Origin of the sequence: Paraburkholderia sp. BR14312 (genome assembly GCF_040948675.1) — a bacterium.
In the GTDB taxonomy this organism is placed as follows: domain Bacteria; phylum Pseudomonadota; class Gammaproteobacteria; order Burkholderiales; family Burkholderiaceae; genus Paraburkholderia; species Paraburkholderia nodosa_A.
Genome location: NZ_JBFPKI010000012.1, coordinates 334,062 through 349,603, shown reverse-complemented (window position 1 = coordinate 349,603; position 15,542 = coordinate 334,062). Strand labels below are relative to the sequence as shown.

The window sequence follows — 15,542 nt, the reverse complement described above, 5'->3', positions numbered from 1 at the left end:
GGTCGTTTGTGAAGATCGTGCCCGACATGAGCTGGAGCGTGACGCAGGCGTACAACCGCAGCAAACCCAGGGTGCGCAATTTCACGGCCGAAGAACAGGCGGAGATTGAGCAACTGGAGGCGGTAGCGGCCGCGACCGAGCAGGCGCTGCAGGAGGATGAAGACGACCAGCTCACCGACGGCGAGCGCGCCGAGCTCGAGCACAAAAACTCGAAGGCCGTCGCGCTCATCAACGAACTGAAGGGCTCGCTCGAAACCTATAGCGATCGCCAGAAGAAAGGCGCTGGCGCGATCCTCGGTGTGAATCACCAGGGCGTGCTCGAGATCCACCGCGGCATGATCGCGCCACCCGACCCGAAGGAACAGAAGGCGAAGGAAAAGGAAGCCGCGCGCGCGGCCGCCGTCGAGCGCGGCGAACCCGAGCCGTCCGGCTTCAGCGAGGCGCTCATGCGCAAGCTCACCGCGAACCGCACCGCCGCCCTCGCCGCCCATCTGCTCGACTGCCCGCGCGTCGCGCTGGATCTGCTCTGCACGCAGCTCGCAACACAACTGATCTACCGCGGCGGCTGGTACGGCGCCGCGGGCGTGCACATCAGTCCGACTTCGCAGTCCGCGACGCTGCTCAGCGCCGCCGGCGAGCAACTGGAGACGTCGAAGGCATGGCTCGCGATCGAAGCCAGGCGCGCAGAGCTGCTCAAGCGTCTGCCCGAGAACCCCGCGGACCTGTTCGGCTGGCTCGGCCTGCAGTCCGAGCTCGAGGTAATCGAGATCCTCTGCTTCTGCACGGCGACGTCTCTCAACGCCATTGTGGGGAGCGAGTCCGCCTCGCGCCCCCTCGCAGCCGTCGAGGATGCGATCGGCCTTGATCTGGCGGACTGGTGGCAACCGACGCGCGAGTCGTTCCTCAACCAGGTGCCGAAGGCCGTCACCGTCGCCGCGCTGCAGGAAGCTGGCGCCGGCGCAGACGTCGTGAAGGCGGTGGGCGCGGCGAAGAAAACCGAGGCGGCGGAACTGGCCGAAGCGGAGCTGCGCGATTCCGGGTGGCTTCCCGCACCGCTGCGCGGCCCGCACTACGCGATGAACACCGCAGCGCGCACGAAGCGGCCCGCGAATGAAGCGCCGGCCGCGAAGAAGCGTGCGTCGACGAGACAGCCGGCCAGGGCGAAGCAAGTCCCGGCGAAGAAGGCTGTCAAGACCGGAACGGCAAAGTCCGGCAAGCGCTTCGCTGTGAAGGCCGTGCCGACAAAAACGAAAGCCGCCAGCCCGAAACAGCCCGTACCGCCTGGACTCGACCCGGCCGCGGCGTGGCCCTTCCCGAATACGGGCCGCCCGTGAGCCGAGGTGATCACCATGCAGATTGAAGGTAACCGCAACCCCATAAACGTGAACCATGGCGCAGCCGTCGGCACGACGCTCACCGTCAAGCCGCATGAGGCGATCTGCACGGTCGCCGGCGTGACAATTTTCGGGGCGGCCGACGACGTCGCAGCCGCGCGCGCTGCCCTCGAAGCCACGCCGCTGCCCTCCTATCCCGATGAACTTACGCCCGAGCTGCGCGAAGTACTCGGCTGGCCGAATTTTAGGTGCGCGCCGGTCGCACACCTTCTTCAGGCTGCGGGATATCCAATCCCGCGGAGTTCCGAAGACGAGCAGGCGCACGTACTGCACTGGTTCACGAGGCTCGCGCTCAGACACGGCACCCATTGGCGGAACGCCGTGCGCGAAGAGATCAGCGCGATCCACGAGCGCCTAAAGGCAGAACGCGCACTAGAAGGAAGCAACAATGGCTGAGAACTCAAAATCGAATGGACCGATCACACGTTCAATCCGTTTATCGGTTGCACAAAGGTATCGCCCGGATGCGATCACTGCTATGCCGAAGCGATGATGGACACGCGCCTCGGTCGGACTCAATGGGGGCCACAAGGTAAGCGCGTGCGCACATCCGCCAGTAACTGGCGCAAGCCGCTGCGGTGGAACAAGGCGCATGCTGACTTCTTTGCCGCGCATAACAGGCGCCAGCGCGTGTTCTGCGCTTCGCTCGCCGACGTGTTCGACAACGCTGTGGATCCGGCATGGCGCCGCGATCTGTTCGATCTTATCGAGCTCACGCCGAATCTGGACTGGTTGCTCCTCACGAAGCGCATCGGCAACGTCATGCGCCTGCTTCCCTCACACGACTGGTGTGCGGGCCGCGACAACGTCTGGTTGGGCGCGACGATCGTCAATCAGGAAGAGGCTCTCCGGGATGTGCCGAAGCTCATGCAGGTACCCGCGCGCCGACGGTTCCTGAGCGTCGAGCCGATGCTCGGCCCCATCGACCTCACGGATGTGAACTATACGCACAGCCCTGGCTATTTCGGTGACGCGTTTCAGTGGCATCACTTGCCGTACTGCAACCGTGCGGAGCGATATCCGTCGATCGACTGGGTGATATGCGGCGGCGAGAGCGGCCCCGGCGCGCGCCCGATGCATCCTTCGTGGCCGCGCGCGCTGCGCGATCAGTGCGCCACCGCGGGAGTTCCCTTTTTCTATAAGCAGTGGGGCGAATGGACGGACAAAGACTGGGGCGAACAACCTGGCTATCAAGACACAGCAGGAGTATTGCCGTCGGGACAGTTCCGGCTGCTGTCACAGGGATACGTGCCGCCATTCGACACGCACGATCGCCTGGTCGCCGCCGGGAACGTGCGACTCGATGGCCGAATGCTCATGCACCGCGTAGGCAAGGAGAACGCCGGGAGGCTGCTCGACGGCCGTACGCACGACGAATTCCCACATGGGAGTATGTGAGATGGTAAGCAGAACAAAGATTCCCAGGCATCGCGACGTCGCTTGCATTCGAATCGGTTTCGAACACTACTTGCTCGACGCGGACAAGGCGATGCAAGTGCTCAAGCTCATGCGCGAATCGATTTCGTGCAACCGCGAGTACGGCGGCCGACGTATGCGTTATGTCGTCGGCGCCGCGCCGGAGCTCGAGCTGAAGATGATTCAAGCATCCGAAGTCGTCATGCCGAGCGATCAGTTGGCGCTCCCGGAAATGCGCTAGCCGAATCGAGGAACCCATGCCCTGTACGCCCTTTCGCTGTCCTAGCGGCATAAACGGAATAGTCTGCACCCGCGGCCGTAAGCCGACGCGCCGCTGCTCAGTCCAGGGTTGCGGCACGCCGAGCGCATTCCAGTGCGACTACCAGACGAAGCGGGGTAAGACCTGCGATCGTCATCTATGCGCCGTTCATGCGCATCAAGTCGGCGCAGATGTTCATTTCTGCCCTGCGCATCTCGCGGAGTCGAGTGGGAAGAAACAGGGCGACTTTTTCGTCTGACGAGGTAACGATGGATAAAACACAACTGACCGATGAACAGATCGATGCCTTCGCGAACGAAGGGCGTCGAAACCCGATGGGTGGCATCTATGCCACGCGCGTTCATGAATTCGCCCGAGCAATTGAGGCGGCGGTGCACACCGCTCTCGCCCGTTCCGATGCAGCGGGAGCGCCCATCTATCAGGTGCGCGAAACGCGTTCGACGCATAGGTCGTGGATCGACGTTGGCGTCGAAAGCTACTCGATAAAGCAAGGCAAGAAGGGATGGGAGGCGCGAATCGTCTACCCCGCTCCCGTCGCTCCTGCTGCGGCACAAATGGCCGAATTGCGAAATTGCGCAACTTCACAAACTGGCATTTCGGCAGCGCCGCACGCAGGCGCGACTCTTATGCCGCCACCAGGCGAAGATCCGATGGAGCCCGGCCAGAACACCATCGAAGCGGCCAACGAGCGCCTACGCGCAGCGTATTGCGTGCAGCAGCCGTTGCCCGTGCCTGACCAGATGGCGCTTGTGTGGCGCGCGGACATCATGCACCTCATGCACGACTGGATTCACAAGAACACCTGCTTCAACGAGGGGATACAGCGGAGGAAAGGGGCAACGCTGACCGCAGACGACGACCAGATCATTGAATCGTGGAATCAGGTCTGCGCGGAGCGCCTAAAAAACTGGCCCGACATGGTTCGACGTCTGTTCACCCTGCTCGCAGCCCTTCCGACCGAGCAGCGCATGAGCGACGCGGAGCGCGCCGGAGTTAAAGCATGAACGTCAGCGTCGTTCTATCCAGCCGCACCTGCGCCGTGACATTCATCGTCCCCACGTTCGCGCGCCGCCATTTCGCGAACACGGTCGATCGCTTGCATGACGTCGTGGAGAAATTCAGCCGTCGTGGCCTCTTCCTCGGGCGAGCCCCAAGGAAAGTCCTCAGGGTTCTTTTTACCCTGCGCGCGACGGATCGCGCGAATGGTGTTTTCGATGTCGCGCGCCGCGGCCCATTTGGTTTCCTCATCGGGAAACGGGGAACTGTTGTTGTCCATACCCCGCATTTCGGCATCGCTCCCGAAATCTTTAGGAAGATCGATGGCTGAGCCGGCACCCCTCATCTCCTCGCAGCGCTTCCTCGACCCAGCGACGGTCGCGGACAAGGCGGCGCGCTTCCGGGTGTTCATCGTCCGGGTCGCGGAGCTCGAGCTGCGCGGCCGCCGCTACAGACTCATCGTCGACGGGCACCACAAGCTGGCCGCCGCGCGCGCCGCCGGCGTCGAACCGACCTGGCGCGGTCCGCCGGCTAAGTGGCAGCGCATCCAGCGCGCCACGCCGCCAGCCGACTTTGAACGCTTCCTGATCAACAACCTGACCGACTCGGACTACTACTTCGTCGACACCGGCGAGGTCGTCATCGAGTTGCTCACCACGCAATAGGAAGCGGAATGGCTCTGAACCTCGCAAACGCTTCCGGTGCCGTCCCGGTTTCCCTCATTGGTGATCGCGCACTGACGATCAAGGAGGCTGCAGCATGGCTGCGCGTATCGTGCTGGACCCTCTACGACAACCCCCAACGATACGGCTTCGTCAAGGTCGGCCGCGTATGGCGCGTCTGGCCTGAAACCCTGCGCGAAAGGTTGCAGGCGTACAATCCGCCTCCGACCGGCGCGGGCGGAAAGGAGAATGAAATATGCCAATCCGTAGGCGCAAAGGATCGGATGTCTGGTTTATCGATATCCGCACGCCAGGCGGAGGTCGAATTAGACGCTCTGCTGAAACAACCGATCGGAAGGAGGCGCAGGAGTACCACGACAAACTGAAGCATGAGGCATGGCGCGTTGCGAAGCTTGGCGACAAGCCATCTCGCACGTTCGCAGAGGCCGTGCTTCGCTACCTGAAGGAACAGATCGGGAAAGCCGATTACGGCACGAAAGTGCGGCACATGAAGTACTGGAGGGGTATTTTCGCCGGGCGCGAGCTCCAAACCATCACGCGGGATGAAATCCTCACTGCGCTGCCTGAGAGGGCGTCGCAACGGGGCTGCGACAAGGTTCTCACGCCGTCGACGCGCAACCGGTATCTCGCGACAATCCGCGCCATGCTGAACGACGCGGCTGGCGATTGGGAGTGGATAGAGCGCGCACCGAAGCTCTCGACGGCAAAGGAGCCAGACGGGCGCATTCGCTGGATCACGCGCGAGGAGGCGCGGCGCCTCCTCGCAGCGATTGATCTCGACTGGATGCGCGACGTTGCAGCATTCGGGTTCGCGACCGGCCTGCGCCAGTCGAACATCATCGAGCTAGAATGGTCGCAGGTCGATCTTCAGGCGCGGCGTGCGTGGATCCATCCGGACCAGGCGAAGGCGCGCAAGCCGATCGGCGTGCCGCTGAATGCCGATGCCGTCGCGGTAATACGCCGGCAGCTCGGGCGTCATGAGCGGTATGTGTTTTCGTGCGATGGCGCAGCACCGTGGTACTGGGATACGAAGCGCTGGTACGCGGCCTGCAAGCGCGCCAGCATCGAGCGCTTCCGCTTCCACGACGTGCGGCATACGTGGGCAAGCTGGCACGTCCAGGGGGGCACGCCGCTCAATCGGCTGATGGAGCTGGGAGGGTGGGCGAGCTACGAGATGGTTCTTCGCTATGCCCACCTTGCGCCTGACCACCTGAAACCACATGCCGATGCAGTGCTGATGGGAGGTAACGAAGAAGGCGGCCCGCGACTCGTCTCGGTGAAGTGAAGAACCCAGAGCGGGGCACGCTCTGGGCACACTGCCCAGTGGATTCTTTGGGCACACTGGCGTTACGGGCAGTTGGCGCTGACCTAAACGCTTGAGGTACAACGTTATTTTTTGGTGGGCCGGGTGGGATTCGAACCCACGACGGGATTTCTCCGGCGGATTATGAGTCCGCTGCCTGCAACCAACACGGCGTCCGGCCCACGAAGCTACGAAGCGTAGCGACAAACGAAACAACGATGACGTGTCAACAAAAAAGCCCGGTCTACCCAAAGGCCGGGCTTTTCGACGACAGGCCGACATACTACACGAAAGCGGGTCGGCCTGGCCATCTTGCACATGACTTCTGTGCATTAAAACCAATCTCAATTCCCTTCAAGGAACGACTTGAGCTTGTCCGAACGGCTCGGGTGGCGCAGCTTGCGCAGCGCCTTCGCTTCGATCTGGCGAATGCGCTCGCGCGTCACGTCGAACTGCTTGCCCACTTCTTCGAGCGTGTGATCGGTGCTCATTTCGATGCCGAACCGCATGCGCAGCACCTTCGCCTCGCGCGGCGTAAGCGAGTCGAGCACGTCCTTCACGACATCGCGCATCGAGGCATGCAGCGCGGCGTCGGCAGGCGCCACCGTGTTGTTGTCCTCGATGAAGTCGCCCAGATGCGAATCGTCGTCGTCGCCGATCGGCGTTTCCATGGAGATCGGCTCCTTCGCGATCTTCATGATCTTGCGGATCTTGTCCTCCGGCATTTCCATCTTCTCGGCGAGCGTTGCCGGATCCGGCTCGAGACCGGTTTCCTGCAGGATCTGCCGCGAAATGCGGTTCATCTTGTTGATCGTTTCGATCATGTGAACCGGAATGCGGATCGTGCGCGCCTGGTCCGCGATCGAGCGCGTGATGGCCTGACGGATCCACCACGTCGCGTAGGTCGAGAACTTGTAGCCGCGCCGATATTCGAACTTGTCCACCGCCTTCATCAGGCCGATGTTGCCTTCCTGGATCAGGTCGAGGAACTGCAGGCCACGGTTCGTGTACTTCTTCGCAATCGAGATCACGAGACGCAGGTTCGCCTCGGTCATTTCGCGCTTCGCCTGGCGCGCCTTGAGTTCGCCGGCCGCCATCTGGCGGTTGGTTTCCTTCAGGTCCTTGAGCGGCAGCACCACGCGCGCCTGCAGATCGAGCAGGCGCTGCTGCTGTTCGCGGATGGCCGGAATGTTGCGCGAAAGGATGCCGCTATACGCATGGCTCTCGCCGACGATCTTCTCCGACCACTCGAGGTCGGTTTCATTGCCCGGGAAACGCGCGATGAACTCCGAGCGCGGCATGCCGCACTTGTCCACGACCGTGTGAAGAATCTGGCGTTCGACCTGGCGCACTTCGTCCACCTGCGCACGCAGCGTGTCGCACAGACGCTCGACGGTACGCGCCGTGAAGCGGATCGACATCAGCTCGTTCTGGATGGTTTCCTGCGCCTTGAGGTAGGACTTCGACTTGTAGCCTTCCTTCTCGAACGCACGGCGCATCTTGTCGAACCATTCGCTGATGAGGGCGAACTTTTCGAGCGAGGCACGCTTGAGGGCTTCGAGCTGCGCCGCGTTGGCCGTCGCCTGCGCCGCGCCGTCGTCCTCTTCCTCCTCCTCTTCTTCTTCCTCTTCGGCCTCTTCCTCTTCGTCCTCGTTTTCGATCTCTTCCGCTTCCTTCGCGTTGAAGCCGTCGGTGTCTTCGGCGTTCGGATCGATCAGGCCGTCGACGAGCTCGTCCACGCGAATCTCGTCGTTCGCCACGCGCTCGGCCATGGCGAGGATGTCGGCAATGGTGGTCGGGCAGGCGGAGATCGCCATGACCATGTGCTTGAGGCCGTCTTCAATGCGCTTGGCGATCTCGATTTCGCCCTCGCGCGTGAGGAGCTCGACCGTGCCCATTTCGCGCATGTACATACGCACCGGGTCGGTCGTGCGGCCAAATTCGGAGTCGACGGTGGAAAGCGCGACTTCCGCTTCCTCTTCCACTTCGTCGTCCGAAGAAGCGTTGGGCGCGTTGTCGTTGAGCAGCAGCGTTTCGGCGTCGGGGGCCTGCTCGTAGACGGCCACGCCCATGTCGTTGAACGTGCTGATGATGCCTTCGATCGCCTCGGTTTCCGTGAAGTTGTCCGGGAGGTGATCGTTGATTTCCGCATAGGTGAGGAAGCCGCGCTCCTTGCCGAGCTTGATGAGCGCACGCAGCTTCGTGCGGCGCTCCTCGAGCTCCTCGACGGTGCCGGGCTGCGACGACGCGAACGCGTCTTTCAGCAGCGCCTTCTCCTTCGCTCGCCGGTCGCGCGCACGGGTGGTCTTTTCGACCTTGCCCGCGGCGGGGGTGCTGTCTTCGCTCTGGTTTGCGTCGTCATCGACGGGTACTTCATTCAGCTTTTTCGTCATGGAGTTCGCCGTACCGGCTAGTGTCTCGACTCGCGGCTGCTGGACAACAGCCTCTTGAACCGTGGATGCTTGAGCCTCGCGCTCTGCCGCATCGTCCTCGACGGCAGGCACTTCCCTTGCACTTCTCGAACCGGACCGCTTCGTTGCCGGCTGCGTAGCGGCTTTCGCCGCACGGACAGGCGCTGCTCGCGCAGCCGAAACAGTCATCGACCTCTTCCGGGTAGCCGGTTCAGAACGGTTGGTGGACCCACTGCCCGACGACCGGGCGGAAGAACTGGCAACTGTGGCCGTTGTGACCTTGCTGGTCGGCTCCGTCGAGCCCTTGCCTGTTGCCTTTTTTCCGCCTGTAGTCTTTGCCATTGCCATTCCGCCCCTTGCTGGAAAACTGGACATTCACGGATTACCCCAACCCATTATGCCCACCCGGAAAAAACAAAAACAAACCGCTGAAAACCTGTTATTTTAGCACGCAGGGCAATAATCCCCCTGCGCGGTCCTTCCCTTACAAACCGAGCTGACGTTTCATGTCAGCCCGCGTCTGATTCAGTGACATCAATTCGGCAAGTTCCTCAGGCGTATGTCGCGACTGCCGCGAAAGCGCGTCCAGGCGATCGCAACAGGCGTCGTACCGCATTTTCAGGATTGCCGCCGTCAATTCTTCGCTCACGAGCCGCTCCTGCTCGCGGCGCTCCTCCACTGCAGCGCCATCTTCCGGATTTTTCATCAGCAAATCCCGAACGTTTTCATCATAGTCCAGAATTTCGCGAAAAATCTCCTCGAAGGTTGGAGCATTGGCCCCATTTCTCAGCAGGTCCGAAAGGAGCTGAAATTCCGCCGACTCGCCCAGCGCCCGCGCGTGAGTGGTTACTTCCTCGAACAGCTCGCCGTGGCGCGTCAGTCCGATCAACGCCTTTTCGGCCTCTTCCTCCAGTTGCAGCACGATGCGCGGGTGCATCACGAGGTTGCGCAGCGCCTTGCGCTCGATCCCGGTCACGAGGTGCCGGTCCTTGCGTGCGGGCGCCTGGCGCGCCGCCTGGGCAATGCGCGCGTCGACTTCGCACAGCGCCGCCACTTCTTCGAACGGCACGTCGAGGCGGTCCGCGAACATGTGCATGATCTGCGCCCGCAGGGCGTTCGCCGGCAGCTGCTGCAGCAGCGGCTTCGCGTCGAACAGCGCCCGGGCGCGCCCTTCCGGCTGGTCCAGTTCCTTGTCCGCCAGCACCTCGTTGAGCATGAACTGGGACAGCGGCATGGCCCGCTCGACCTGCTCCGAGAACGCCTCGGTGCTGAATTCGCGTACGTAGCTGTCCGGGTCATGCTCCTGGGGCAGGAACAGGAAGCGGATCGTGCGGTTGTCGGCCGCGTGCGGCAGGCATGCATCGAGCGCACGGCGCGCCGCGCGGCGGCCCGCCGAGTCGCCGTCGAAGCTGAAAATCACCGTGTCGGTCTGACGCATGAGCTTCTGCACGTGGATCGGCGTGCACGCGGTGCCAAGCGTCGCCACGGCATTCTGGAAACCCAGCTGAGCGAGCGCGACGACATCCATATACCCCTCGACCACCAGAACGTAGCGCTGTTCCCGGATCGCGAGGCGGGCCTCGAACAACCCGTACAGTTCGCTGCCCTTGTTAAATAGCGGCGTTTCCGGGGAATTCAAATATTTGGGCTCGCCGCCATCCAGCACACGGCCGCCAAAGCCGATGACCTGACCCTTCACGTTGCGGATCGGGAACATCACGCGGTCGCGGAAACGGTCGTAGCGGCGCGACTGGCCTTGCGCGTCCTGCTTTTCGCTGACGATGACGAGACCCGCCTCGACCAGCGCATCGTCGCGATAGTTGGTAAACGCAGATTCAAGGTTCTGCCATCCATCGGGCGCGTAGCCGAGGCCGAAGCGCGCGGCGATTTCGCCGGTGAGGCCGCGCTTCTTGAGGTACTGGATGGCGTTGGTCGCGCTGCGCAGCTGCTTGCGGTAGTAGTCACAGGCAGTCTGCATGACGTCGGAAAGCGCGGTGGTGACGGCCTTCGAGGCTGCCGGAGCATAGCCGCCCGCCGCGCCAGCCCCACCGCCACGCATGGGCGAAGGCTCTTGCGGCACGGTCAGGCCGACCGACTGGGCGAGTTGCTCGACGGCTTCAGGGAACGTCAGTCCCGCGTGCTCCATGAGGAAGCCGATGGCGGTGCCGTGCGCGCCACAGCCGAAGCAGTGATAAAACTGCTTGGTTGGACTAACCGTGAACGAAGGGCTCTTCTCGTTGTGGAACGGACACAAGCCCATGAAGTTCGCGCCGCCCTTCTTGAGCTGCACGTAGCGACCCACCACGTCGACGATATCGACGCGGTTCAGCAGGTCTTGCAGGAACGAATGCGGAATCATCGAAGCGAGCGCGCTTGGGCAGCCGGGGCTCGCGCGGCCCTATACGTGACATACGCGCGGCATACGCGTGACGTACGGGCCTCGCGGCGTCCGCCCTTGGGCCGGGCCGGCGCCGCGTGCGAGCCGGTTGCGCTTACTTCGAGAGCGCGGCTTTGACGAGCCCGGAAACGGCCGTCATGTCGGCGCGCCCGGCCAGCTTCGGCTTGAGCACACCCATCACCTTGCCCATGTCCTGCGGGCCGGCTGCGCCCACCTGGGCGACGGCGGCCTGCACTTCGGCGGCGATCTCGGCGTCAGAGAGCTGCGCGGGCATGTAGGCGGTCAGGACGACCAGCTCGGCGGCTTCCTTCTCGACGAGATCGGTGCGGCCCGCGGCCTCGAACTGGCTGATCGAGTCCTTGCGCTGCTTGATCATCTTGTCGATGACGGCCGTGATGCCCGCGTCGTCGAGCGTCACGCGATCGTCGACTTCACGTTGCTTGATAGCGGCGAGCAGCAGACGAATCGTGGCGAGGCGCTCGCTTTCGCGCGCGCGCATCGCGGTTTTCATGTCGTCGTTGATCTGGTCTTTGAGACTCATCACTCACCTGAAATACGTTGGGGTTGCTGGAATGCAAAAACCCGCCTGGAAACGCTTCCAGGCGGGTTGGCGCAAATTCGACATGGTTGCGACCACACCAGAGGACAGCGGCGGCCGCGTTGCGCGATGAAACCAGAGACCGCGGACCGGCTGTCCACGTCGCCGTGACATTGATGCGAGGCCCACGCTGGAACTGCGCGGGCACGCGTCACGGCTACGCCGGAATCAGTACAGCTTCTTCGGCAACATCTGGCTGCGCAGACGCTTGAAGTGGCGCTTCACCGCCGCCGCCTTCTTGCGCTTGCGTTCAGCCGTAGGCTTCTCGTAGAACTCGCGCGCGCGAAGCTCGGTCAAGAGACCGTTCTTCTCGATCGTGCGCTTGAAGCGGCGCATGGCAACTTCAAAGGGTTCGTTTTCTTTTACGCGGATGGTCGTCATTTTCCAATAACGGATCGGGGGTAAAGAAAATTGAGTATAGCAGTTCCGGGTTGGGGCATCGCGTGCCGGTTCGGGGGGAAACCCCAATTCCGGCAGCCGCCCCGATCGCCCCCGGAGCCTTTCCCGGCGGGGCTGCGCAGCATCATCAGGCAGCGCCCGGCCCGACCAGCAGCAACGGCACATGCGTGATCTCGATGGCGCGCTGGGCGACGCTGCCGAGCAGCCAGCGCGCGACGCCACGCCGGCCCTGCGTGCCGAGCGCGACGAGATCGGCTTGCCAATCCTGCGCGTCGCGCAAAACGGTGTGGGCGATGTCATCGCGCATGCGCCCGGTGGCGACCAGCGCCGTTTCATAAGCACGTCCTGACACGTCGAGCTGCGTGTGTGCGCTGGCCAGCGCCTTGCGCCCGAGGTCGGCAAGCGCATCTTCCAGCACCGAGCCCGGCACCGGGTCGCCGGCCACGCTGCTGCGGTCCACGACATAAACCGCGCGCAAGGTGGTTTGCGGTTCGGCCAGCCGCAGCGCCGCGTCGATCGCCTGCGCCGAGGCCGGACTGCCGTCCGTCGCCAGCAGGATGCGGGCGAGTGGCGCGTGACCTTTCGCTTCCTCGTACTCCACGGGCACGACCAGCAGCGGACAGGGCGCGCAAACCGCGAGCGCGCCCGAAACCGAACCGTCGACCCAGCGCTTCATGCGCCCCTGGTGCCGCGTGCCGACCACCAGCATGTCGGCCTCCCAGTCACGCGCCGCGTCGGCGAGCGCAGGCACGACAGTGCCTGCTTCGCCGGAAAGACCGACCACCTGCCCTTCGACCAGCGCGACCTGGCCGTTGAACGCCGACATCGCGTGCTCGAGCGTACGCTCGGCGGCGTGGAGAGAATCGCCGCGCGCCGCGTTGAGCGCGCCCGTCATCCACGCATCGCCCGCGCTGTACGCGCCGCCCGCGTTCCACGCGCCCGGCTGTTCGGCTGCGCAGACGATACGCACCTGGACGTCGCGCGGCGCCACGCGCGACGCGAAACGCAGTGCCTGCGTCGATGCCTTCGAATCGTCCACGGCAATCATGATTCGCCGCAGTGGCCCGCGCATTTGCCCGCTGTGCTGCTGTTCCTCTCGATTCACGTTTCGTACCTTTTCCTCGTGGTCAGGCATTCAAGCGTGAACCTCGGGCGCCCAGCCAACAATGACAGGGGTCAACCGCGAGAGATTCGGCAGTGCGTATCGGTCAGGAAATCAGCCCGCGCCCAGTGAATATTCGGCGGCAGCCTCGCCGGCCGCGACGCCCGAGGCCCACGCCCACTGGAAGTTGTAGCCGCCAAGCCAGCCCGTCACGTCCACGGCTTCGCCTATGAAATAGAGGCCAGGCACGCGCTGGCTCATCATCGTCGCCGAGGAAAGCTCGCGTGTGTCCACGCCGCCGCGCGTGACTTCGGCCTTCTTGTAGCCTTCGGTGCCCGTGGGAGTAAGCGTCCACTGGGCCAGCCCCTCGCCGATCTTGCGCAGCGTTTTATCGGGCAGATCGGCAATACGCGCGTCGGCCTTCACCTGATGCGCCTCCAGCCATACATGCGCGAGGCGTGCCGGCACCCACTCGGCGAGCAGGTTGCCGATCTGACGTTTCGTCGCGCCCTTGGCGTCGATCAGCGCCGCCGCCGGATCGTGCTCGGGCAGCAGGTTCACGCGGATCGGCTGGCCGGGCTGCCAGAAGCTCGAAATCTGCAGGACGCCGGGGCCGGAAAGGCCGCGATGCGTGAAGAGCAGGTCTTCGTCGAACGCGCCCCCGGTCCTGCGCTCGCCCGTCGCCACGTGGACTTCGAGCGATACGCCCGCGAGCGGCACATAGGGCGCCCACTCGTCCTGCGCGAACGTGAGCGGCACGAGCGCCGGACGCGTGTCGATGAGCTTGTGGCCGAACTGCTTCGCGACGCGATACGCGAAGTCGGTTGCGCCGATCTTCGGGATCGACAGGCCGCCCGTCGCGATCACGAGCGCTTTCGCGCGTATCTCGCCCTGCGGCGTGCCGAGCGTGAAGCCTGCGCCGTCGGCGTGGCTCACCGCTTCGACGGGCAGCGGCCGGCGCCACGCCACGTGGCCCGCGTCGCACTCGGCGCGCAGGACGTCGATGATCGCGTCGCTCGACTGGTCGCAAAAAAGCTGGCCCTTGTGCTTTTCGTGCCAGGTCACGCGATGCTGGCGCAGCAGCGCGAGGAAGTCGCGCGGCGTGTAACGCGCCAGCGCCGAACGGCAGAAATGCGGGTTGTGCGAGAGATAGTTGGCCGGGCTCGCGTGCAGGTTCGTGAAGTTGCAGCGCCCCCCGCCCGAGATGCGGATCTTTTCCGCGAGGCGCGGCGCGTGGTCGATCAGCGCCACGCGGCGGCCCTGCTGGCCCGCCACCGCCGCGCACATCATGCCGGCCGCCCCTGCGCCGATCACGGCGATGTCGAAAGATTCCATGGCGCGCATTCTACCTGCGCGGCGGCGGGGCTTGTCCGGGAGGGACACCGCTTGCCGCGCTCAACCGGCTTCGACGCGCGCTGCTATACTTTTATGTTCTGTTAATTCTTGATTTAGCGGCGGTTTTTGGCGGCTCGTGCCGCGCAATGCCGTCGCCCTGCCTCCCACCATGCTCGTTCTCGGCATCGAAAGCTCCTGCGACGAAACCGGCCTCGCGCTCTACGACAGCGAGCGCGGCCTGCTCGCGCACGCGCTGCATTCACAGATCGCCATGCACCGCGAGTACGGCGGCGTCGTGCCGGAGCTTGCCTCGCGCGACCATATCCGCCGTGCGCTGCCGCTGCTCGAAGAAGTGCTCGCGAAGAGCGGCGCCGCGAAAAGCGACATCGACGCCATCGCCTTCACGCAGGGCCCCGGCCTCGCGGGCGCGCTGCTCGTGGGCGCGAGCATCGCCAATGCGCTCGCCATGGCCTGGAATCGGCCGACCGTGGGGATTCACCACCTCGAAGGGCACCTGCTTTCGCCGCTGCTGGTTGATGCGCCGCCGCCGTTTCCGTTCGTCGCGCTGCTCGTGTCGGGCGGCCATACGCAACTCATGCGCGTGACCGACGTGGGCGTCTACGAAACCCTCGGCGAGACGCTCGACGACGCCGCCGGCGAAGCCTTCGACAAAACGGCCAAGCTGCTCGGCCTCGGCTATCCGGGCGGCTCGGAAGTCTCGCGCCTCGCGGAGTTCGGCACGCCAGGCGCGGTCGAACTGCCGCGTCCGATGCTTCATTCGGGCGATCTCGACTTCAGCTTCAGCGGCCTCAAGACGGCCGTGCTCACGCAGGTGAAGAAGCTCGGCACGAACATCTGCGAGCAGGGCAAGGCCGACATCGCACGCGGTTTCGTCGACGCAGCCGTCGAGGTGCTGGCCGCGAAATCGCTCGCCGCGCTCAAGCGCACGAAGATGAAGCGCCTTGTGGTGGCTGGCGGCGTGGGGGCCAACAAGCAGTTGCGCGAGACGCTTTCGGCGGCGGCGCAAAAGCGCGGCTTCGAGGTGCATTACCCGGACCTGTCGCTGTGCACCGACAACGGCGCGATGATCGCGCTCGCGGGGGCGCTGCGCCTCGCGCGCTGGCCCGAGCAGGCCACGCGCGATTATGCGTTCACGGTAAAGCCGCGCTGGGATCTGACGTCGCTCGCGCAGCACTAATCCGTTCGCCACTGCAGAAGCCGCCCAAG

The 15,542-nt window shown here is 64.1% G+C and carries 16 protein-coding genes, 1 tRNA gene and 1 pseudogene; 11 read left to right on the top strand and 7 right to left on the bottom strand.

The window, feature by feature from the left end; translation table 11 throughout:
- From AB3X98_RS31215 to AB3X98_RS31175, 9 genes and pseudogenes are all read left to right on the top strand, one after another.
- Positions 1–1,334 (top strand): annotated as a pseudogene (locus AB3X98_RS31215) (hypothetical protein); the annotation flags it as partial.
- A 15-nt stretch (positions 1,335–1,349) separates the two neighbouring features.
- Complete coding sequence (locus tag AB3X98_RS31210; RefSeq protein WP_368605205.1) at positions 1,350–1,790, top strand: hypothetical protein; 441 nt, start codon at positions 1,350–1,352, stop codon at positions 1,788–1,790.
- A gap of 9 nt (positions 1,791–1,799) precedes the next feature.
- Positions 1,800–2,792, top strand: a complete 993-nt coding sequence (locus AB3X98_RS31205) for a phage Gp37/Gp68 family protein (protein WP_368605211.1) — start codon at positions 1,800–1,802, stop codon at positions 2,790–2,792.
- A gap of 97 nt (positions 2,793–2,889) precedes the next feature.
- Complete coding sequence (locus AB3X98_RS31200; RefSeq protein ID WP_368610366.1) at positions 2,890–3,051, top strand: hypothetical protein; 162 nt, start codon at positions 2,890–2,892, stop codon at positions 3,049–3,051.
- 287 nt (positions 3,052–3,338) lie between these two features.
- Entirely contained in the window at positions 3,339–4,094 is a 756-nt protein-coding gene (locus tag AB3X98_RS31195; protein ID WP_368605203.1) for a hypothetical protein, read from the top strand.
- Positions 4,091–4,417 (top strand): hypothetical protein, encoded by a 327-nt coding sequence (locus tag AB3X98_RS31190; RefSeq protein WP_368605202.1) that lies wholly within the window; start codon positions 4,091–4,093, stop codon positions 4,415–4,417. The genes AB3X98_RS31195 and AB3X98_RS31190 overlap by 4 nt, the downstream gene beginning before the upstream one ends.
- On the top strand, positions 4,410–4,751 hold the full coding sequence (locus AB3X98_RS31185) for a hypothetical protein (protein WP_368605201.1): 342 nt from the start codon (positions 4,410–4,412) through the stop codon (positions 4,749–4,751). The genes AB3X98_RS31190 and AB3X98_RS31185 overlap by 8 nt, the downstream gene beginning before the upstream one ends.
- An 8-nt stretch (positions 4,752–4,759) precedes the next feature.
- Positions 4,760–5,134 carry a hypothetical protein gene (locus tag AB3X98_RS31180; protein WP_368605200.1) on the top strand — a complete coding sequence of 125 codons (375 nt, stop codon included), beginning with the start codon at positions 4,760–4,762 and terminating at the stop codon, positions 5,132–5,134.
- A gap of 62 nt (positions 5,135–5,196) precedes the next feature.
- Positions 5,197–6,054, top strand: a complete 858-nt coding sequence (locus AB3X98_RS31175; protein WP_368605199.1) for a tyrosine-type recombinase/integrase — start codon at positions 5,197–5,199, stop codon at positions 6,052–6,054.
- Positions 6,055–6,166: 112 nt separating this feature from the next.
- Here the strand turns inward: AB3X98_RS31175 and AB3X98_RS31170 are convergent.
- Positions 6,167–6,254: transfer RNA gene (locus AB3X98_RS31170), tRNA-Ile, on the bottom strand.
- Between the two features lie 162 nt (positions 6,255–6,416).
- Complete coding sequence (gene rpoD / locus AB3X98_RS31165; RefSeq protein ID WP_256094438.1) at positions 6,417–8,672, bottom strand: RNA polymerase sigma factor RpoD; 2,256 nt, start codon at positions 8,670–8,672, stop codon at positions 6,417–6,419.
- A gap of 34 nt (positions 8,673–8,706) precedes the next feature.
- Between rpoD and AB3X98_RS31160 the strand changes: the two genes are divergently transcribed.
- Positions 8,707–8,931, top strand: a complete 225-nt coding sequence (locus AB3X98_RS31160; RefSeq protein WP_256094439.1) for a hypothetical protein — start codon at positions 8,707–8,709, stop codon at positions 8,929–8,931.
- A 36-nt stretch (positions 8,932–8,967) separates the two neighbouring features.
- On the opposite strand, the gene dnaG is transcribed toward AB3X98_RS31160, so the two are convergent.
- The 5 genes from dnaG to AB3X98_RS31135 form a co-directional block, all read right to left on the bottom strand.
- Entirely contained in the window at positions 8,968–10,842 is a 1,875-nt protein-coding gene (gene dnaG / locus AB3X98_RS31155; protein ID WP_368605198.1) for a DNA primase, read from the bottom strand.
- A 133-nt stretch (positions 10,843–10,975) separates the two neighbouring features.
- Positions 10,976–11,422, bottom strand: coding sequence for a GatB/YqeY domain-containing protein (locus AB3X98_RS31150; protein WP_069261329.1), 447 nt, complete (start codon positions 11,420–11,422; stop codon positions 10,976–10,978).
- A 225-nt stretch (positions 11,423–11,647) separates the two neighbouring features.
- Positions 11,648–11,860, bottom strand: a complete 213-nt coding sequence (gene rpsU / locus AB3X98_RS31145; protein WP_013434742.1) for a 30S ribosomal protein S21 — start codon at positions 11,858–11,860, stop codon at positions 11,648–11,650.
- A 145-nt stretch (positions 11,861–12,005) separates the two neighbouring features.
- A complete protein-coding gene (locus tag AB3X98_RS31140) occupies positions 12,006–12,926 on the bottom strand; it encodes a universal stress protein (RefSeq protein ID WP_368605197.1) in 921 nt (306 codons plus the stop codon).
- A gap of 168 nt (positions 12,927–13,094) precedes the next feature.
- A complete protein-coding gene (locus AB3X98_RS31135) occupies positions 13,095–14,315 on the bottom strand; it encodes an NAD(P)/FAD-dependent oxidoreductase (RefSeq protein ID WP_069261331.1) in 1,221 nt (406 codons plus the stop codon).
- A gap of 169 nt (positions 14,316–14,484) precedes the next feature.
- Here AB3X98_RS31135 and tsaD point away from each other — a divergent pair, with 169 nt between their 5' ends.
- Entirely contained in the window at positions 14,485–15,513 is a 1,029-nt protein-coding gene (tsaD, locus tag AB3X98_RS31130; protein WP_368605210.1) for a tRNA (adenosine(37)-N6)-threonylcarbamoyltransferase complex transferase subunit TsaD, read from the top strand.
- Positions 15,514–15,542: the final 29 nt, after the last annotated feature.